19 protein-coding genes are annotated in these 19,680 nt (G+C 54.0%); 7 read left to right on the top strand and 12 right to left on the bottom strand.

Features of this window, described 5'->3' with window-relative positions; translation table 11 throughout:
• Positions 1-104: 104 nt before the first annotated feature.
• The 3 genes from M3G15_RS19470 to M3G15_RS19460 form a co-directional block, all read right to left on the bottom strand.
• Entirely contained in the window at positions 105-3,338 is a 3,234-nt protein-coding gene (locus M3G15_RS19470; RefSeq protein ID WP_260071818.1) for a cellobiose phosphorylase, read from the bottom strand.
• Between the two features lie 34 nt (positions 3,339-3,372).
• Positions 3,373-4,716, bottom strand: coding sequence for a glycoside hydrolase family 30 protein (locus tag M3G15_RS19465; RefSeq protein WP_260071817.1), 1,344 nt, complete (start codon positions 4,714-4,716; stop codon positions 3,373-3,375).
• Positions 4,717-4,877: 161 nt separating this feature from the next.
• A complete protein-coding gene (locus M3G15_RS19460) occupies positions 4,878-5,882 on the bottom strand; it encodes a LacI family DNA-binding transcriptional regulator (RefSeq protein ID WP_260071816.1) in 1,005 nt (334 codons plus the stop codon).
• A gap of 390 nt (positions 5,883-6,272) precedes the next feature.
• On the opposite strand from M3G15_RS19460, the gene M3G15_RS19455 reads away from it, so the two are divergent.
• Positions 6,273-6,551, top strand: coding sequence for a hypothetical protein (locus tag M3G15_RS19455; RefSeq protein ID WP_260071815.1), 279 nt, complete (start codon positions 6,273-6,275; stop codon positions 6,549-6,551).
• A gap of 68 nt (positions 6,552-6,619) precedes the next feature.
• Here M3G15_RS19455 and M3G15_RS19450 read toward each other — a convergent pair whose 3' ends face one another.
• Positions 6,620-7,684 (bottom strand): GGDEF domain-containing protein, encoded by a 1,065-nt coding sequence (locus tag M3G15_RS19450; RefSeq protein ID WP_260071814.1) that lies wholly within the window; start codon positions 7,682-7,684, stop codon positions 6,620-6,622.
• Between the two features lie 190 nt (positions 7,685-7,874).
• On the opposite strand from M3G15_RS19450, the gene M3G15_RS19445 reads away from it, so the two are divergent.
• The gene (locus M3G15_RS19445; RefSeq protein ID WP_260071813.1) at positions 7,875-8,633 is read left to right on the top strand and encodes a threonine/serine exporter family protein; all 759 of its coding nucleotides are present in this window, start codon (positions 7,875-7,877) and stop codon (positions 8,631-8,633) included.
• A 28-nt stretch (positions 8,634-8,661) separates the two neighbouring features.
• The gene (locus M3G15_RS19440) at positions 8,662-9,120 is read left to right on the top strand and encodes a threonine/serine exporter family protein (RefSeq protein ID WP_009226241.1); all 459 of its coding nucleotides are present in this window, start codon (positions 8,662-8,664) and stop codon (positions 9,118-9,120) included.
• 15 nt (positions 9,121-9,135) lie between these two features.
• Here M3G15_RS19440 and M3G15_RS19435 read toward each other — a convergent pair whose 3' ends face one another.
• Positions 9,136-9,612: a GNAT family N-acetyltransferase gene (locus M3G15_RS19435; RefSeq protein ID WP_260071812.1), complete on the bottom strand. Its 477-nt coding sequence runs from the start codon at positions 9,610-9,612 to the stop codon at positions 9,136-9,138.
• A gap of 174 nt (positions 9,613-9,786) precedes the next feature.
• Here M3G15_RS19435 and M3G15_RS19430 point away from each other — a divergent pair, with 174 nt between their 5' ends.
• The gene (locus tag M3G15_RS19430) at positions 9,787-10,710 is read left to right on the top strand and encodes an AEC family transporter (RefSeq protein WP_009226239.1); all 924 of its coding nucleotides are present in this window, start codon (positions 9,787-9,789) and stop codon (positions 10,708-10,710) included.
• Between the two features lie 63 nt (positions 10,711-10,773).
• Here the strand turns inward: M3G15_RS19430 and M3G15_RS19425 are convergent, their stop codons facing one another.
• The 3 genes from M3G15_RS19425 to M3G15_RS19415 form a co-directional block, all read right to left on the bottom strand.
• Positions 10,774-12,105, bottom strand: a complete 1,332-nt coding sequence (locus M3G15_RS19425; protein WP_009226238.1) for an extracellular solute-binding protein — start codon at positions 12,103-12,105, stop codon at positions 10,774-10,776.
• 137 nt (positions 12,106-12,242) lie between these two features.
• Positions 12,243-13,040: a response regulator transcription factor gene (locus tag M3G15_RS19420; RefSeq protein WP_009226237.1), complete on the bottom strand. Its 798-nt coding sequence runs from the start codon at positions 13,038-13,040 to the stop codon at positions 12,243-12,245.
• The gene (locus tag M3G15_RS19415; protein WP_260071811.1) at positions 13,037-14,797 is read right to left on the bottom strand and encodes a sensor histidine kinase; all 1,761 of its coding nucleotides are present in this window, start codon (positions 14,795-14,797) and stop codon (positions 13,037-13,039) included. The genes M3G15_RS19420 and M3G15_RS19415 overlap by 4 nt, the downstream gene beginning before the upstream one ends.
• A 201-nt stretch (positions 14,798-14,998) precedes the next feature.
• On the opposite strand from M3G15_RS19415, the gene M3G15_RS19410 reads away from it, so the two are divergent.
• Both M3G15_RS19410 and M3G15_RS19405 read left to right on the top strand, forming a co-directional pair.
• A complete protein-coding gene (locus M3G15_RS19410) occupies positions 14,999-15,730 on the top strand; it encodes an HAD family hydrolase (RefSeq protein WP_009226235.1) in 732 nt (243 codons plus the stop codon).
• Between the two features lie 58 nt (positions 15,731-15,788).
• Positions 15,789-15,986 carry a spore germination protein gene (locus tag M3G15_RS19405; RefSeq protein ID WP_260071810.1) on the top strand — a complete coding sequence of 66 codons (198 nt, stop codon included), beginning with the start codon at positions 15,789-15,791 and terminating at the stop codon, positions 15,984-15,986.
• Here the strand turns inward: M3G15_RS19405 and M3G15_RS19400 are convergent.
• The 4 genes from M3G15_RS19400 to M3G15_RS19385 all read right to left on the bottom strand — a co-directional run bounded on the left by M3G15_RS19400 (position 15,934) and on the right by M3G15_RS19385 (position 18,977).
• Positions 15,934-16,221 (bottom strand): hypothetical protein, encoded by a 288-nt coding sequence (locus tag M3G15_RS19400; protein ID WP_260071809.1) that lies wholly within the window; start codon positions 16,219-16,221, stop codon positions 15,934-15,936. The two genes, M3G15_RS19405 and M3G15_RS19400, sit on opposite strands and share 53 nt — an antisense overlap.
• A 461-nt stretch (positions 16,222-16,682) precedes the next feature.
• The gene (locus M3G15_RS19395; RefSeq protein WP_311202306.1) at positions 16,683-17,432 is read right to left on the bottom strand and encodes an amino acid ABC transporter ATP-binding protein; all 750 of its coding nucleotides are present in this window, start codon (positions 17,430-17,432) and stop codon (positions 16,683-16,685) included.
• Positions 17,433-17,444: 12 nt separating this feature from the next.
• The gene (locus M3G15_RS19390) at positions 17,445-18,104 is read right to left on the bottom strand and encodes an amino acid ABC transporter permease (protein ID WP_009226232.1); all 660 of its coding nucleotides are present in this window, start codon (positions 18,102-18,104) and stop codon (positions 17,445-17,447) included.
• Positions 18,105-18,191: 87 nt separating this feature from the next.
• Positions 18,192-18,977: an amino acid ABC transporter substrate-binding protein gene (locus M3G15_RS19385; protein ID WP_009226231.1), complete on the bottom strand. Its 786-nt coding sequence runs from the start codon at positions 18,975-18,977 to the stop codon at positions 18,192-18,194.
• A gap of 561 nt (positions 18,978-19,538) precedes the next feature.
• Between M3G15_RS19385 and M3G15_RS19380 the strand changes: the two genes are divergently transcribed.
• A partial coding sequence (locus tag M3G15_RS19380; protein WP_260071819.1) for a transposase occupies positions 19,539-19,680 on the top strand: 142 nt, incomplete at its 3' end.

Genomic DNA, 19,680 nt, shown 5'->3' with positions numbered 1-19,680 from the left:
TATGAATAGTTTTCATTTTCTATTAAAAAAACTCCGGAAGGTAGCAGGCATTGCTGTCCATTACCTATCCGGAGTATTTATTCATGACGCTGTTATCCGTTCTGTTAAGCCAACTCCGCTTCAATCCGCCGCACCTTGCCGCTGCGGACCTCCTCCGCTAACTCACCGTCGATCACGGCGCCTTCAACCGCAAGCTCCGTTCCATCGTGCTTCTGAACCACCAACCGGCGAATCGCTGCAGCATCCGGGCCATAGGTATCCTTCTTCTGCGGGTTCCGGTAGACGACCTCCGTTGTGCCCAGGAAGCGGAACGACACCTCGCCTTGCTCATCAAAGAGCCATCCGGGCAAGTGCGGGTTAAGCGCAAGCCGGAGCTTGCCTTCATGCAGGCGGAAGATCCGTTTTCCGGCCATCATCGACATCCACATGCTAAGGAACTCGGCGGTTGATCCGCTAAGCCGGGCGACATAACCGCGGCCGTGGGTATCCGGATCCGGATTCACGCTCGTTGCGATAAAGGACGAGTTCTCCAGCGTGCTGCGGCCATACACAGCCGGATCGAGGAACGGAATCAACGAAGTGCGAAGCTCGGTGAAGAACTCCTCGGTCAAGCCGCTCTTAAGCAGCGCCAGCAGGTACTTGTAGCTCATATGCAGGAATACCGATTCCCGTTCCAGCCAGCCTGGCGTAAAGGCGCGAATCCGACCGATTTCATGGGTCTCCGCATCCAGGCTGACCGAGGTTTTGTACATTTGAAGCTGGTCGTCGAACAGGTCGCTGCGGCGAATTTGCTCATAAGTCCGCTTAGCTTCGTTACGGTCCTCGACCGTCTTCAACCAACGAGCAGGACCTTCCAGGAAATGCGGCAGCGGACGAACGGTAAATTTCTTCACGACCGCCTTCTGCAGTCCATATCCGCTGATGATCGGCTTTCCTTGGGCATCGGTCACCGGCTCAAATTCCGCCGCCTCGTAGGCGAAATACGTCGGTGTCACGCCGTCGCCCAGTCGGATAGCCTCTTGAATCCCGCGCTCGATTTGCTCGAGCATACGGGCCGCCAGCTGGCCGATCGCACGAAGCTCCAGCGAGGTTTCCGTCCCGCTGATCCCGAAACGAATGGCTTCCCGGTATTTCTCGCGCGCCGTCGTCACCTGATCCCAATAATCAAACGGCGCCAGGCTCCCCGCTAAGCGGGCTTCCAGCAGCTTCTCGACTTCGCTGAGCAGCGCGGCGATTTCCTCAGGCACTTGCACGACTTGGTTGTTGCCAGCAGCTTCAGGATCATCACAAACTTCCTGAACGAATTTCAGCAGCCTTTTTAACTCAAAGGTTTCGCTCATGCCCGAGCCAAACAGTCCAGGCAAGCCGTTCATCGCATCGTTCCATCCCGGCTTGTTCGCTTCCATCTCCACGCCCATGCCAAACGGATCCAGGGTGGCGAACTTGACCAGGCCCAGCGACAGCAGTTTGACGAACAAGGTCGTCCGGTAAATTTCTCCCCGGCCATGTTCTGTTTTTAACCAGTTGGTGCTCTTTAACGTCAGACCGAATTTGGCCATTTTCTCCTCATCGTGAACCAATGCGCCGTATTGGCGAACCTTTCCGCCGCTGATCACGTACTTCTCGCTGCGCGGCAGCACGCGGGCCGGACTGTCGAAGTACGTGTACTCCCGTTCTCCGAACAGCAGCTGCACCTTGCGATCCGGGAAAATATCAAGATAACTGTCGATCAAGTCCATATTGTAAGTCCAATGATCCGTCCAGTAACCTTCCCCAAAGGAGGCTTCGATTTGCTGTTCGGCGAGCGACAGCACACCGGTCAACAGCTCGTTCTCCTCCGCGAGCAACCGTACGCCGCGGTGGTTAACGAGCGAGATCAGTTTCCCCGGAGTAAACGAACCCAAGCACAGAGCGGCCAACTCCTCCCGATGATCGGCCGCCGCCTGCTCCAGAAAAGCGGACAGCTCCGCCGCCCGTTCGGCCGGAACCCGGAACGTGGTGCCTTCCACGCCCAGCGGATTATAGCCATCAGCCTGAATGAGGCTGAAGAACGTGCGAATATTAAACGTTCCGACCCGCGGGTTAAAATATACATCATTGCGCCGGTTTTGGTTAGCATCTCGGAAATTGCCGTTGCCCTGCGAATAAAATTCCGGGGCGATCGAGAAGAAGTTGTAATCCCGCTCCAGATCCCCGTGCTTCCGGGAATACAAGTGAACAACGAATCCTTCCCGGCCGTTTTCGAAAATAAACGGATACCCGCCGCGCAGAAAATTGTCCAGATAGCTCTGCCGGCAGTAGGCATCAAACAGCGGCAGGGCTGTTTTCGTGGCGATGTCTGCGGTTAGCTCCTCGGTCAACTGGCTAGCCTCCGCATGCTTGCGGGCAACATAAGCAGGGCTGGCAATCTCGGCCGCTTTGCGATTTAACCGTTCAACGCTTTCGATATGCCCGATTAAGGTATAAATGCGGCGGCTTTCGCCGCGGGCCAGCTCGGCAGCTAATGCCGAAAATCCGCAAGGCACCTTGTTGGTGCAATACTGCGGTGCCGCCGTTAAGGCCGCCAGCGGCTGCTCGGCAAAGCGGTCGGGATAAGCCAGCGACGTATTATCGCCGAAAATGACCGCAAAGTCGGCAATCGTCTTCAGCAGCTTCCCGTCCTCTCTAAAGGTGAGGTAGAAATGACCGCTTTGCACCTCGCTGACTTCGGCCTCATCATGGGTACTGGAGCGGACCCGGTAGAACGGAATTCCGTTCTCCAGATTGTCGACCTCCATCCAGCTGCGCAGCAGATTCCCGATTTCCTTGTAGCCGGCGTTCTCTACCCCGTACGGAAGAATCTCCGGCATCCCGTCCAGCATCTCCAGCTGCACCGGCGCTCCGGAAATATTCGTAACCTCCACTTGACGCACCAGTGCCGCATAATCGTCGTTGGGGAGTTGAAAATAACTCACCTTCACCCGCAACCCCTGCGCTTCATGGGTTTCTTCAATCGTCAGCTCATTGGTCAAAATGTGCATGCGGCGAACGGCCGACGCATCGGGGAAAGCGCTTTGGAAGGGCTCGTAGATCCCCGCTTTCCCTGCGATTTTGATAAACGTCCGGAAGCCTTTCATCGCAACCGATTGATACGTAATGCTAGCCGGGGAGAATTCCATGATCGGGCTGTTTTTGTCCCGGATCCCAAAGCTGCAGACCGCCTGCCCCCGGTTGACGTAAAACGTCCACATCGGAATCCCCTTCAAGCCGGCAAGGCCGGGGAGGAAGCTCGAGAACGGCTTCGCCCGGTCAAACTGTTCGATCACGAACGCATTTTCCTCAAAAGTATAATTCGGCATAAGGTCTATCCCTCCGTTAAATAAAAAGATGTAACTAGCCTTGGATGATATACGTCGCAATCGAATGGGCCGGCAGCGTCTCACCTGCAGCCTCGCCGCCCAGTTCCAGGGCAAACGGCTGTGCCTCATCGCTTTCGTTCTGCACGACAACCGCAATGCTGCCGTCCGGATTGCGGAATGAGGTAGCCAGCAGCGCCGGAGCGTGGGCTTCTAAACCGATGCGTACCGCCCCCGGTTTGATGTATTTGCTGAAATGTCCGATGTAGAAGTACGAGCTGTTGTAGTGGAGCGTATCGGTTGTGGTATCCGCGATGATCGGCGCATCACACAGGTTGCCCACATGGTTCGGACCGCCCGTTTCGTCCAGCACCAGGTTCCAATCCAGGAACCCTTCGTTCCAATTGTTCAAGTCGCCGATGATGTTCCGGCCATAACGCTCGCCGGTGAACCATTTGCCAAGCTTCACGCCGCCTTCCTGGCAGCCTTCCGTGAACAAGAGATGCTTGTCAGGGAACAGCTCATGCACTTTGCCGACGTTCTCGAACGCTTCGCTGACGTACCAGTGGAAGCCAGTACCCCACACGTATTTAGCCGCTTCGGGATCGCTCAGCACGGCGGAGGCCCGCTCGACGATAATATCCCGGTTGTGGTCCCAAATGAGAATTTGGACGTCCGCCAGGCCTTCCCGATGCATCACCGGCCCCAGGTAATCGCGTACGAAATCGCGTTCTTCCTCGCCGCTGTAAATACAGGAATCCCAGGTTTGCACCGCCGCCGGTTCATTCTGTACCGTGATCCCCCAGATCGGGATGCCTGCTTCACGGTAAGCTTTGATGAACTTCGTATAATACAGCGCCCACACCTCGCGATATTCCGGCTTCAGCTGGCCGCCGTGGTTCATATCGCCATTCGTTTTCATCCAAGCCGGAGGGCTCCAAGGAGAGGCCAGCATGGTAATGTTCTTCCCGGCTGTTTGTGCCGCATCGTGAACGAGCGGGATCACCCATTTGTGATCGCGGGAAATATCGAACGTTTTCAGCTCCACGTCGCCGTCCTCGATATACGTGTAGTTCTCCAGCGCGAAGTCGCAGCTGTGGATGTGCACGCGACCCAGCGTATACCCCAGCCCCTCCTCCGGATCGAAATACCGGCGAATCACTTCTTCCCGCTTCTGCGGGCTGATCCGGGACAACGTATAAGCGGCCGCTTCGGTGAACGCACCGCCAAACCCCATCACCGTTTGGTAAGTCTGCTCCGGCAGGACCTTCAGCTTCTGTCCCGCGCCAGCTGCTGCGCTAGATTGAACCGCCACTTCCCCTTGCGGCTGCAGACGGTCCGCCGAATCACGCGAAGTGAGCACCTTCATCCATTTTGCCATCGTTTATCCTCTCCTTGGTTTCCGAAATTGGTGTTTCTGTAATCGATTACAAAACATACAAGAGCAGCGCCGGCAAAACGCACCCAATCTTCAACAAATTGAAGAAATACGCGGGACGAAACCGGTTTCGATCTCTTGTAAAAAAATAGAGGCCAAGCTGTCTACAGCGATCGGCAAGAATCGCGAATAATCAGCTCCACCGGGATTACGCCTTGTTGCACGTCTTCCCCGCCTTCTATCGAATAGATTAACATGTCGGCTGCCCTGCTGCCAAGTACATCTGTGTTTTGTCGTACCGTCGTTAACGCAGGTGTTAAATATTTCGCCATTTCGATGTCGTCGAAGCCTACCAGCGAAATGTCTTCAGGCACGCGCAAGCCATGCCGCTTCATCGCCATCATGGCCCCAACCGCCAAATTGTCGCCGGCTGCAAACACGGCGGTAGGCCGTTCGTCCGCCTGCAACAGCTCCTCCATCGCTTTGCTGCCGCTCTCTACGGTATAATCGTAGCTTCCTTGTACGATATGCTGGGGATGGATCGTCAGCCCAAGCTCTTGCATCGCTTGCCGAAACCCGTTTAACCGCTGCTCGCCAGCGAAGGTTGGACCACCGCCGATATGCGCGATTTTCCGGTGGCCCAAGGAATGCAAATAAGCCACGGCCTGCCGGGCGCCTTCCATATTGTCCGAATACACCGTACTCTTGTCGGAAGATTCCTGATCCAACAGCACGCAAGGAATGTCGGACTCCAACAGCTCCTGAAAATACGGATCGGTGGCATCCGGCAGCACCACAACCACGCCGTCAATGCCGCGGATTTTACAGTGTTCCAGATAGCTGCTTTTCTTGCCGCCGATATCCTTAGAAAGAAACATCAGATCGTATCCCTTGGAAGTAGCCACCCGCTTGAAGCCTTCGATCACACCGCCAAAAAACGGATGCAGGATACCCGCACCGGAAGGCTCAATAAACAGCACGCCAATCGTCCAAGAGCGTTTGGTGGTCAGCGAACGGGCGTGAGCATTGGGCAAGTAGCCAAGCTCGTCCGCAGCATCTAAAATTTTGCGGCGCGTCTTCTCACTGACATCGGAATATCCATTAAACACCTTGGATACGGTCGTAGGCGAAAAGCCGGTCTTTTGTGCAATATCATAGATCGTGATCAACGTTCTCATCTCCTCTGCCCGGATCCAAGCAGAGCTCGAAACCGGATTCACAGGCCATTGTAGCCGCAGCTTGGTCGGAAGTCAACCAGTCTATGTCAAGCGCATGAATCCTTCGGTCAGGAAAAAATCGCAAGGCCCGGGAATTTCCTGAACCTTGCGATTGGGTTTCGTTTTACGGTGATGCCTATGGCATGATGGCCCGACATAGAATATTTCCGGAAGCGTCCGCCTCCAGTCCGGTAGGCATCTGGAACGCAGATTCCTCCTGAGGACCGTCAAGGAAGCCGCCGATCGGTTCTTTCGGTAAAATCTTCCTCAAAGTAATACTCTTTATTTTGGGGTAAACTTTTGGGGGAATCGCAATTTAAAAAAGAAAGGCGCTGATCTGACGTGGACCCCAATATCAACAAAAACTCCGCGGACTTCGAATATGAGCGGTACAAGCTGCTCAAGGAGTATCGCCCGGAGAATGATATTCCCGGCGATGACCTGCTCCCGCATGATACGCGAATTGTCCAAGGCATCAGTGAACCTAACGATGCGTTCGTCAGCGAGGATGATCCGCTTCCCGATGTGCCCGATGCGGACGCGATCCAGAAGGACAGTCCCATCGACCCTGCCGCTCCCGATTTTGACGAATGGATAATGAAATCTGTCGACTCACGATGATATGCCTCCTAAAATCGCTTCAATAGTCATTGGAATCCGTCTTGAACAGGTAATTCTTAGCGCGAGATCTAGGTCACGTACACCCGGTTTCGTCCATCCTCCTTCGCTTGATAAAGTGCCTGATCCGCCTTGACGAACAACTCCACCTCATCAACATTCGGGTAGGTCGCACTCCCTCCCGAGATCGTTAGCTTTAATTCCCCTCCATCCGGTAAAATAAAACGATGGTTCTCCACATTGCGGCGCAACCGTTCGGCGATCACTTTAATTTGCTCGGCATCGCAACGATCGACCAAAATCACAAATTCCTCGCCGCCCTTGCGGGCAATATGATCCCGCGGCGAGAACGTCTCCCGCATCACATCAGCGATTTGCAGCAGCACAGCATCACCTGCCAGGTGACCATACTGATCATTGACTTGCTTAAAATGGTCGATGTCGATGATCAGCAGGGTGAACGGAATGTTGTCGCGTTGGGCAACGGCGATCTTTTGCTCCATTTTCTTTGCAAAGGCCCGGGAATTGTACAAGCTCGTCAAAAAATCACGGTTCGCCGCTTCCCTCATCAAGCGAATGGAGTCGTCCTTGTTGCGGAGATAACGAAGGATGGAAAACTCGATTAAACCGGCAATGAGGAACAACGGCAAATAAAGCCCGAGCTCCTGATAGGAATGGCCGCCGTACAGAATCCAAGAGATGACCACCATACTCACCGCACTTAACATAAGCACGAGAATGATGCGCGGCATCGTTGTCATCTCCCTGCGCAGGTAGAGGAACCCAATGAAAAACGTCACCGGCGAAGTCAGTGCGGCGATCATGGAATGCGTTCCGAACTCATGCAGAAACAGCCGATAAATCACGATCAACAGAGTCGTAATCTCTCCCGAAATGCCGCCTCCCAGATAGACGGAGATCAGGATGGGCAGCTGGCTGAAATCGACCACTACATGCCTGGAGAGCGGAAAGTGGTAGTACATCAGCAGCACACCCAGTAGTCCAAGTGCAATGCCCAGCAGGAACCGGGTCCCTAACGCCTTTTGCAGGCGATCCGGCAAGGTGCTCTTCAATATATGTCCAAAAAGGATTCCCGTCGTCAGCATTGTTAAATTGTTAATTAAGCTTTGCAGCATCAAATGTTCCTCTCAGATGGATAAAGCATTATGTAAGTAGTGCTAGCATAACATATAAATGCGACAAAAATAAGATATTTTTACTAATTTTCGATTATATTCGACACATTTAGACAGGTTCTGTCGAATCCGTTTTTCTGCTCTCCTGGTCATGATATAATGGCGTCAGATTGTTGAAAGGGTGACGGTGATGAACGACATGGCTGCGGTACAAGGACAGGAGCCTGTACAGGTGTGTCTATTGGCGGGAAAAATCATGCTTCAAAGCGGAGCAGAAACATACCGCGTGGAGGATACGATGACCCGGATGGCCAATGCGCTGGGACTCTCGGGCTCGCATAGTTATGTGACGCCGACGGGGATCGTCTTTCAATCCGGAGAAGCGGAATCCGCCAAGCTGATCCGCATCGTGGAGCGGACAACCGATCTGCAGAAGGTGTCCGCGGTGAACGACATCTCCCGGAAGCTGCACAACGGGGATATCACGGTAGCAGAAGCGCATGCCTTGCTGCGCGAGATCGAGTCGGAGAAGCACGCCTATCCGATGCCGCTGCAAATGGCGGCTGCAGCCTTGTCCAGCGGCTGCTTCACCTTAATGTTCCGCGGCCAGGCGGAAGATTTCCTGCCGGGCATATTGTGCGGCGGTGTGGGGTTTGCCGCGTATCTGCTGTTCCATCGGCTGGTGAAGGTAAAATTTTTCGCCGAGTTTACCGCTGCACTGATCATCGGCCTGTTGGCCACGGGTTTTGTGCAATTATCGCTAGGCCGGGACTTGGATAAGATCATTATCGGTTCGGTGATGCCGCTCGTGCCGGGACTGCTCATTACCAATGCGGTCCGGGACCTGATGGCCGGACATCTCGTATCCGGGTTGTCCCGCGGAGCGGAGGCCTTTCTCACCGCCTTTGCCATCGGAGCCGGAATCGCCGTCGTATTTACTTTGATTTAATTCGTATGTAAAGGGGACCTACCGTCCGATGTATATACTCGTTCATCTGCTTATTAGTTTTATTGCTTCAGGGGCTTTTGGCATCCTCTTTAACGCTCCTAAACGAACCCTGCTCCAATGCGGCCTGTCCGGCATGCTTGGCTGGCTCGTCTACATCCTGCTGGAGCCAAGGATGGAGAGTGTATTTTCGACCGTTGCGGCTACGTTCTTGGTTGGCGTCCTTAGCCAGCTGTTTGCCCGCGTTTACAAGAAGCCTGTCATTATATTCAGCGTGGCCGGGATTATCCCGTTGGTTCCGGGCGGACTGGCGTATGACGCGATGCGGCGGTTCGTGGAGAACGAATACAATTTGGCTGTGGAGCTTGCCGCTAAAGCCTTCCTCCTATCCGGTTCGATCGCGATGGGGCTCGTCTTGTCCGAGGTGCTCGGCCAGCTCTTGATCCGGCGGATCCCGCAGCGGCTTCGCAAGCGAACAGCCAAACCATAAACAAGCGCTAACCGCTTATCGCGGCAGCGCCATTTTCATCCAAAACGTATTGACATACACCAGCTCAAAACCGCATTTCAGCATGTTCGCATGGCTGGCCGATGCAAACTCCACATCGGTGTAAACCCGCTTCAGTCCGAGCTCCCTTGCCGTTTGCAGCCGGTGCCGGATCAGCGCCGTTTGGATGCCGCGCTTCCGGTACGCTGGGAACGTAAAATCGTTGGCCAAATACCCGGTATCGCCGCGCATAAATAAAGAACCCATTCCTGCAGGCTCCCCGCCAAGATAAGCGACGAAATTTTGAAAATCGTCCCGGTAGTAGTACCGGATCTTCCGCTTCACCATTCCCTCGTCCAACGCAGAACCGTCCCCGCCGCGCGACTGCTCGATCAGCGAGCGTTCGTTATTAAACTTCGTCAGCTCCGTCTCCAACTGAACCAATCGTTCCACGTCGCGAAGGACGGGATGGGACTGTCTGGAGAGGGTCATCATAGGCGTTTACTCCTTTTCACGTTCTCACGCAATTCAGCAGCAGTAGATCAATTTGCATCTTCTACGCAGCGGCAGGCGTGATATAATAACTAGCGACTGCCATTAAACGGTATTCGATTCCATATAAGCGTCTAATTCCATATTAGCGCATAAGAAAGAAGTGAACAGCAAGAGATGATCGGCGATATTGTATTGGATGTCGTTTTGCCCATTTTTATCCTCATCGGATTAGGCGCCTTGATGCAGCGAGCCTTTAAGCTTGATTTGTATACGCTGGCCAAAATCAACTTCTACTTCGTGACGCCTGCCGTCGTCTTCGTCAGCATGTACGAATCGGAGATGTCCGCGGATCTTCTGGGAAGCGTTACGGGGTTTTATATTTTGTACGTCCTGCTGCTCTATGGGGTCAGCCGGCTTGTCAGCTGGCCTCTGAAGTTTGGACCCGGCATGCGGGCCGCCTTCACTAACAGTCTGATCCTCGACAACTCCGGCAATTACGGGCTGCCGATTAATCAGTTGGCCTTTAAAGGCGATCCATTGGCTGCTTCCGTTCAAGCGCTGGTGATGACGTTCCAGAGCCTGGTCACGTTCACCTATGGCGTGATGTCCGTGCAACGGGCCAAGTCCGGCGGCACGCTGAAGGCCGCGTTGATCGGGTTTCTTAAGATGCCCGTCCCTTACGCCTTGGTGCTTGGGATGGCGCTGCATTTGCTTCAATGGCCAATCCCTTACTTTGTGTCCAAGCCGCTTGGGTACATCGCCGACTCGATGGTGGCGATCGCCTTACTAACGCTTGGCGCACAAATTGTAAAATATCCGCTGCGGCTCGATCGGATTGACGTCTACGTCAGCGTCGCGCTGCGTCTGCTGATTGGCCCGGTGATCGGGTTCATTTTGGTATGGGCGCTGGGCCTCAAAGGAATTCCAGCCCAAGCGCTGCTGATCGCTTCCGGCATGCCCACCGGCGTCAACAGCACCATCCTTGCGGAGGAGTACGACAACGAACCGGATTTTGCCTCGCAAACCGTGCTGATCTCCACGCTGCTGAACATCATTACGATGACTGCCCTGATTTCCTTATCCAAATACGTCGGATAGTCCCCAAAAATAAAGAACCTTGCGCCATTAGGGCGGAAGGTTCTTGCTTTATGCTCGGATGCTTTATTCGTCTTGCTGCAGCGCGGCTTCATGCTCCTTCACGAATTGCTCCGGCGTCACCGCCTTACCGAACAAGGCTTGAATCATATTTAAGTGCGTCTGGGCCGCATTCCATTTCATTTGCACGTCGGCAAATAAGGTCAGGTTGCTGGCATTGTTCAGCTCATCCAGCAAATCGATGTAGAGCTGAGGCAAATCCGAAGCCGCCGTATCCACCTTGGTTGCCGGAATCACCCCGGCCGTACTGACCGATTCGGCCCCCCACTTGCTGATGAAATATTCCACAAACTTCTTCGCTTCGTCTTTGACTTTGGAGTTCTCCGCAACGAACAAGCCGACCCCCGGTCCGCCTACCCAGCTGTTAATGTCCCCTTTACCGCCGGTAAAGGTTGGGAATTTGAAGAACCCGACATTGTCTTTAAATTGCTGAGGCACGTCCGGGTTACTCGTAAAGTTAGGCACCTCCCAGGTCCCAGCCAGGAACATGGCAGCTTGTTCTTTCATGAATACCATTTTGCCTTCCTCATTGGACAAGCCGTTAAAGCCTTTATTAAAAGCGTTCATATCCACCAGCTTCTGGATTTCCGCCGCCGCCTGAATCAGCGCCGGGTCCTCGAAGCTGCGGGAGCGGTCGATCGCCTGCTTCATCGTTTCCGGTCCGCCGATCCGGTCGGCCAGGTACATATACCAGATCGAGCCCGTCCACCGGTCCCGGTTCCCCAGCGCAATCGGGGTTACCCCCTTGCTGTTCAGCGTGCGGATCACGTCCAGGAACTGATCATAGGTTTGCGGCACTTCCAAATCGTATTTGTCAAAAATCGCCTTATTATAATAAATCGGCGAGATGTTCAGTTCGATCGGCAAGCCGTACGTTTTGCCCTGCACCGCATAAGCATCGGTCGCCCCCGGGACGAACTGGTCCTTCAAGCCGCGTTCCAGCAAATCGTCAAGCGGGGCGAACAGGTCACCCTTCACGTAGGGGTCCATGAAGCCGGCAGCCCAGGTGACGCCAACGTCAGGAAGCTCGTTCGCCGCGGACAAAATTTTTAATTTATTTTTGTATTGCTCATTTTCCATCACTTCTTGCTGAATTGTGATATTCGGATGCTCGGATTGATATTGGTCGATGATCTCGTTCACCAGTCTATTTTGCTGCGGAGAGGCACCTGCCGGCCACAAATGCATAAATTGAATCGTTACCTTCTCGCTGGCCGCCGATGCTTCTTGGTCATCCGCCCCGCCGCCCCCCGCCGCCTTGTCGCCGACGCAGCCGGAAAGTCCCAGCAGCAGGAGAAGCGCAATCCACAGGGTAGATGCTGTTTTCTGGTTGGACATGCTTTAGCCCCCTAGTTATCCCGGCTATTCGTGTAACCGCTTCAACCCAAGTTTATCACGTTGATGATTCCGCTTCCATAGCAAGCAGAGGGCAACAAACCGTTCGCCGCAAATATCCGTGATTGAACGGCTAAGGCTTAGGCGTCATCTTCCGTCTCTTTCGTCCGGCTGCGGTATTTGCTGGGACTCATCCCTTCGTAGTTTTTGAACACTTTGATAAAATATTTGTCGCTTTGATAACCTACACGCTCAGCGATCTCCCCAACGGACAACGTCGTCCGCAGCAGCAGCTCCTTGGCGCGGAGCACCCGCAACCGGGTGATATATTCGCTGAAGGTAAGGTCGGTCTGCTCTTTGAATAGCACGCTGAAGTAACTCGGATTCAGATGCAGATGGTCGGCCACCTGGCGCATCGTAATCGGCTCGTGCAAATGCTCGTCCAGGTAATTCAGTGCCTCCCGCACCTGGGGCGTATATTGCGTATCCGTATCCTTTGTCTCCAGCAGCCGCGGGTCAACCAGCTTCTCCATCGTTTCGATTCGATGCCGGTCGTCCTCCACCCGCAACGCCTGCTCTACGGCCTGAACCAGCTTGTGCTTGTCCACCGGCTTCAGCAAGTAATTGACGACGCCGAGCTGCATCGCTTTTTGCGCGTATTCGAATTCCGCATAACCCGAAATGATAATCGCCACCGGCTTGAACTGCTTATGGCGCTGCTGCATTTCGATCAGCTCCAGCCCGCTGATGCCGGGCATGCGGATGTCCGTGATCAGCAGATGAGCGACATGATTCTCCAGCCAAGCCAGCGCCGCCTGCCCGCTGTCCGCCGCCTCGATCCGGTACCGGCCGGCAGACCAGGCTTCCAATGTTTTCGTAAAGCCCTGTCTTGTTCTCGGTTCATCTTCCACCACAAGTATGGTTTTTGTCTGCTTCATACCGTTCCCCCGTAATCACTAGGTATTTCAAAGCTTACGGACGTTCCTTCGCCCGGGCGGCTGGTCACTTGCAAACCGTGCTTCTTCCCTTGCTCCTCATCATAATACAGGCGAAGTCGCCGTTGTACATTTACAATCCCGACGCCTGTCCCCTTCGAGGAAATGGAAGGTCCGCCTTCCATCGCCTGCAGTAGGCCGTTTAACGTTTCCTCATCCATGCCGGGACCGTTGTCCCGCACGGTGATTTTCACGTAACCTTCCTTGTCTGAGGATTCGACGCATACGCTTACTTTGCCCTGGCCGAGTTGCTTTTCAACCCCGTGCAAAATTGCGTTTTCCACCAGCGGCTGAATCAGAAGCTTTGGAATTTTAACATGGCGGAATTCGCCGGCATCAATGGACCAGGTTAACCGTTCCGCAAGTCGGATAGTCATCAGCTGCAGGTATCGTTCCACATGCTCCAGCTCGTCCTCGATCGTCACCCACTCGTCCTGGTTGGGGCTGCTGATAATGTACCGGAACAAGTTGGACATGCCGACGACCAGGTTGGCCAGCTCCTCCTCCCCCTTGTCCTCCAGCGACCAATAGAAGGCCTCCAGCGTATTAAACAGAAAATGAGGGTTGATTTGAGCTTGCAACGCCTTTAATTCGGTCCGGCTTTGCAGGAGCTCCTTCTCGTAAACGACACGGATCAATTCGTTCATATTGTCGACCATTTGGTTGTAGGAATTGTTCAGCTCGTTGATTTCCATCGTGCTCGAGAACATCGGGTTCCGCTGCAGCACCCCGAATCTCGCCCCGCGCATCGCCTTGATCAACCGGAAGATGGGCCGGGTGATCATCGTGGACAGCGACAGCGACATGATCAGGAACAGCAGCACCCCTATGGCTCCCGAAGCGAGGACAGCTGTTCGCAGCGCGGAGATCCCGCTGGTGACGTAGCTCATGGGCGTGAAGAAGACCAGCGTCCACCCCGTAGCTTTGGAGGCTTGTTTGACCTCAATAAACCTCTGCCCGCCGATGGTGATATTTTTTCCTTCGTTGTTCAGCAGCTCCTTCAAATTTAATTCTTCCGCAGGAAAGCTGAAATTGGATGCCACGGGACGCTGATTCCCGTCAACCAGCAGGATATACTCCCCAACCTCTTCGTCGATCTGCTCATGGATTTGAAAATAAGTCCGATCGAGCCGCACCATTAAATATCCCCCGGACGAAAACCAGCGGTCCAGCAAGCTCACCCGGCGCAGCGCCAGCACGGTAGACGGATCGCGCGGATCGATACCAATCCAGACGAGCGCCCCTTTGCCCCAATTCGCGGCGTTAATCCATTCCGAATCGATCGTGTCGATCAACTCGGTTTCGTTCAGCGGGAACAATCGGCGATAATCGTTAGTATATAACTCAAGCGACTTGATGCCGGTCACATAGGCCTGATAGTCACTAAACAGCGGCAGCAGCGATTGGCGCGAGCTAAAGGGCGTCTCCTTCCCTTGCACCTCAGCGAGCAGCAGCTTCTGGACGTAATCATCGGTGGCGACCTGCGTGGTCAGCGTATTGATCTGGGCAATCAGCGCATCCAATCGACCGTTGGCCTGCATCGCGGTTTGACTGATATGCTTCTCAGCATTGGTTTCCAGCAGTGCGGACATCCGATAATAAGTGAGTACGCTGGCGATTCCCAGGACAAAAATCATCAGCAGCATAAAACTGATGAAGATTTGATTTCTTAAGGTAAACCATCGTTTCGGCTTTTTCACGTCCGCTCCAAACCTTTCCACCCAAAGTATACAATCCGATCCCATCATATCCGAAAAGGACCGGGTGAACTATGGATTTTTCGAAATTGTCACGTATAATGGGAAGGCGACGGCTCCCGTAGCCAGTACAATACATAAGCATTTTATAGGAAAAAGCCAAGGTTTTCTACTGCGGCTGGTAAAGAGAAGGGGATCATCACAATGAACACAATTACGCCAAACCACGCGGTCTTTTTTGACGTGGATGATACGTTATACGACCACCTGCAGCCTTTTCGCGAGGCACTGGAAGAGATCCTGCACACCGGGCCGAACTTCCCCTATGAATCGGCGTATCACCGGATGCGCTATTACAGCGATTATCTTTCCGCCCAAGCCGGGGGTACGCCCACCTACGGGCAGGTGCTGGAATCGATGCGCACCGAACGTTTCGTGCGTTCTCTAGGGGAGTTTGGGCTCTCTCTGACAACCGAACAAGCCGCGGCGGTACAGGCCGCTTACCTAGGCCGTCAATTTGACATTCGGCCGTTTCCCGGAGCGCTGGAGCTGATCGGCGAACTCCAGGCGCGGGGCGCCGTCGTCGGAATCATTACGAACGGACCGCCGGACCACCAATGGCGAAAGATCCGGGCACTGGGGGTCGATCGGCTGATTCCCGCCGAGCTGGTGTTCATCTCGGGTGCGGTTGGCTTGACGAAACCGGATGCACGCTTGTTCAACCTGATTGCAGGGAAACTGGGCATAGCACCGGATCAGTGCTGGTATATCGGAGATTCCTGGCGCAACGATGTCGTAGGGGCGGCTGGCGCCGGCTGGCACTCCATTTGGTTCAATCACCGCGGAATCCCGCCCGAATCCGATCCGCATCTCCCCCATACCCCGGTTGCCAGTTATGCCGAATTATCCCGGCTATTATTGAGCGAATCCATGTAAATACGATCACGCACAGAATGCTGCGAGCAAAGGGCAGCATTCTTTTTTTGCGGAGACCGTGATCGTCGGACCGCATGACGCCTTTAATGAATCAATAGGGACCAATCTGTCCATTATCCGTCGCAGGCTGAAAGTCGAACAATTCGAAGTCGGCGAAGTTTTCAAATCGAAGGTATCCATGCTTTATATTGATCGGCGAAGCGTTAGCCCGCCGCGGATTCTGGCAGTATTTGGATACCTTTATGCGCGACCCTAACATTTTTGGTATACGAACTAAGTTCAATCGGGTAATCGAGCGAAGTCGAGAGCGGCACATGTCCCTCAATCAATACGCGTTCCCCTTGCCGCTGCGGCGGCTCGAAACGGCCGCGCATCTGCACGAGGTCGTTCATCACCCGGCCGGCATTCTCTTCAGGAACAACGATACGGACATGCAAAATGGGCTCCAGCAGTTGCGTGCCGGTATTGGCCAGCCCATTCATCATTCCCATCGGTGTGGCGACGGCAAAATCCAGCGGATGGGTATGCCAAACATGATGCTGGCCATAGGTAGCGAACGGTCAAGTTCAAGGTGAATAGCACGACCATGCTTGTTAACGGCGAATCGGTGACACCCGGATACGCTGGCGGTCCACCGGCCAGGAGAAGAAGCTGGCTGCCCTGGCGCCCGGAGCTACTGCTGATACGACCTTCGAGGTCAACAAGTCCGGCGTCTACTATGTATCCCATGGCTACGAGCCCAGCATATACCATATTGCTGTCGACGGCAAACAGCGCCGCTTGTCCAAGGATGCAGTGGACCAGTACGTTCTGACCGACTCTGGCATGATCTATACGTTGGTTTACAAAGAAGGGGTTTACTCGGTGAAATAAAATAGGGTGGCAAAAAAACGGCGGCAGCCTCGGAACTTCAACTACGAAGTTTGAGGCTGCCGCCGTTTGAATTTGTACGTCACAGTACCCGCTGCAAAAAAGACCGCGTCCGCTCATGCTGCGGCGCACTAAACAGCTGCTCCGGCCGGCCGGATTCGATCATCTCCCCGTCCGCCATAAACATCACGCGGTCGGCCACCTCCCGCGCAAAGCCCATCTCATGCGTGACGACGATCATCGTCATCCGCTCTTCGGCGAGCTGCTTCATCACCTGCAGCACCTCGCCCGTTAGCTCGGGATCCAGCGCAGAGGTCGGCTCGTCGAACAGCAGAATCTCCGGATTCATCATCAGCGCCCGGGCAATGGCGACCCGCTGCTTTTGCCCCCCGGACAGGTTGGCCGGATAAACCTCCGCTTTATCGGAGAGCCCGACCTTCTCCAGCAGCTCCGTGGCCTTGGCGCGGATGTCTGCAGCCGGCTGCCTTTTCACCAGCTTGGGTGCGAGCTCCAGGTTCCCGCGCACCGTGAGGTGCGGGAACAGATTGAAATGCTGGAACACCATGCCCATACGGGCGGTAATTTCCTTGAGCTTGGCACTGCCGGCATACCGCCCATTGTCCACCAGCGACTCGCCTCCAATCCGGATCGTCCCCCCGTCGATTTCCTCAAGATGGGCCAAGGCACGCAGCATGGTGCTCTTGCCCGAACCGGACGGCCCGATCACCGCCAGCACCTCGCTCGTAGCGACGTTAAAGGAGACGTTTTTCAGCACCTCCAGCTGGCCAAACGATTTTCGTAAATGCTCGACTTGAACGATTGCTTGATCCATGATTCCAGCCCTTTACTCAAATTTGAACTTCCGTTCCAGCGCCTTAAACAGCACGGTCAGTACCAACGTCATCAACAGGTACAGCACGCCCGCAAGCACAAACGGTACGATCGTAAAATCCCGGTTGACCGCCGTTTGCGCAAAATGCAGCAGCTCGGGAACGGCCACTGCATAAAGCAGCGCTGTATCCTTGACCAGCGTAATCGACTCATTGGAGACAGCGGGCAGCGCGATGCGCAGCATCTGTGGCAGCACGATCCGCGTTGTCGTCTGCCAGCGGCTGAGCCCCAGCACCTTCGCGGCTTCATATTGACCCTTGTCGATCGCCAGCAGTCCGCCGCGGAAGATCTCAGCGAAGTACGCCGCGTAATTCAGCGTAAAAGCAACGCAAGCGGCGACGAACCGATCCATCACGAGATACTCGCCGATCACCGGGATGACCGGCAGCCCGAAGCAAACGAACAGCATTTGCAGCAGCAACGGCGTACCGCGCATGACATAAATATAAGCCCCGGCAAACCAAGCGACTGGCTTGATCCGGCTGCGAACCATAAAGGTAAAGGCGAAGCCCAGCGGAATCGATGTCACGATGGCCAGAAGAAACAGCCAAATCGTGGTTTTCGTCCCTTCCAGCATCGGCCCCAGGATACTTAACAAATACTCCAGACTCATGATCGCTCTCCTCGGAACATCTTGGATTTTAACACAACCAGCAAAAAACCGGATTCCGAAGCAATCCGGTTTTTACGCGTTTCGTTTCTACTTCAGCACTTTGTCTTCGCCAAACCATTTCTTCGAAATTTCCGACGCGGTACCGTCCTGGTTCAGTTCGTCGAGCGCCTTCTGCAGCTTGTTCAGCAGCTCCTCGTTCCCCTTCTTCACGCCGATGCCGTATTCTTCAGGCGCCAGCGACTCATCCAGCAGCTTAAACGTACCTTCTTCTTTCGCCATGTAGTATCTCGCCACAACTTCGTCGATTACGACCGCATCAAGCCGTTTCGTTTTGAGATCCGTAAGCGCAAGTACGTTATCCGGGAATTCCGAGATGGTTTTGATCTCGCTCTTGATCGGAGCCGCGTCCAGCGCATCCGCTGCGGAAGACAACGCCTGCAAGCCCACCGTCTTGCCAGCTAGATCGCTGAGCTGGGTGATTTCCGAATCGGCCAGCGTTACGACCACCTGGCTATTTTTCAAGTAAGGCTTCGTAAACAGGACCTTGCCCTTACGCTCCTCCGTAATCGTATATCCGTTCCAGATCAGATCGATCCGTCCGCTGTTCAGCTCAGATTCCTTAGCCGACCAGTCGATCGGCTGGAACGTGGCTTCCATTCCCATTTTCTCCGCCGCCGCTTTGGCGTAATCAATATCGAAGCCAACAATCTCGTTATTTTCATCGCGGAAGCCCATCGGTGCGAATTTATCGTCGATCCCGATCACCAGCTTATTATCCTCTTTCCCCGCTCCCGACCCCGAACAGCCGGCTAGCACCGTTAACACCAGAGCCATCACTAGGCTCATCATGATCATTTTTTTGTTAGCTTTCATCTGTCTCTCCCCCTGAGTATTGCTATTAGCTCAAATACTATTAACTCAAATAGTATTAGCTTAGCTCAGAACCTCGCTTTAGTCCGCTAATACGTTATCAGACTATCATAATACCATACTACCAAAAAAGAGTCGATAGAAACCCGGAGGTTTGTCAGAAATTCCCGGAGTATTGTGACAGGTCTTCGAACAATGTTCACAACCGCTTGCCCTTTTACACGATTATCCCTTTCGTTCAGAACGAGGAATCTAGGAGAGGATCTTCTCACCGCGCCTTTTTTGCACGATTATCCCTTTGGTTCAGAATGGGGAGATCGACGAAGGGGATCTTCTAACTACGCCTCTTTACACGATTATCCCTTTGGTTCAGAACTGGGAACTCCATAGGCGGGATAGAAATGAGATAGCCCGTGGAGCTGATCGTTCCGTTTTTACGAAGATAAGATGGTTTATCTGGGATATTTTTCTTGATTCACGAACAGGTGTTTGGTATAATGATAACAAAGGGAACACATGTTCATATTCGTTGAGTTAGAGGGATTTAAATTGGAGGGATCGGGCATGGGTTTTTATACGAATGCAGAGCTTCAATCTATCAGCAGCCGTTTTCAAAGTGAGGCCGACTGCATCGAGGCGATCATCGCTATGAAGTGGCCAGACGGCTTCGTCTGCCCGCGCTGCGCTTATACCGAATGCACCCGCG

Origin of the sequence: Paenibacillus sp. p3-SID1389 (assembly GCF_025151705.1) — a bacterium.
Classification (GTDB): domain Bacteria; phylum Bacillota; class Bacilli; order Paenibacillales; family Paenibacillaceae; genus Fontibacillus; species Fontibacillus phoenicis.
This window is presented reverse-complemented; position numbering and strand designations above follow the sequence as displayed.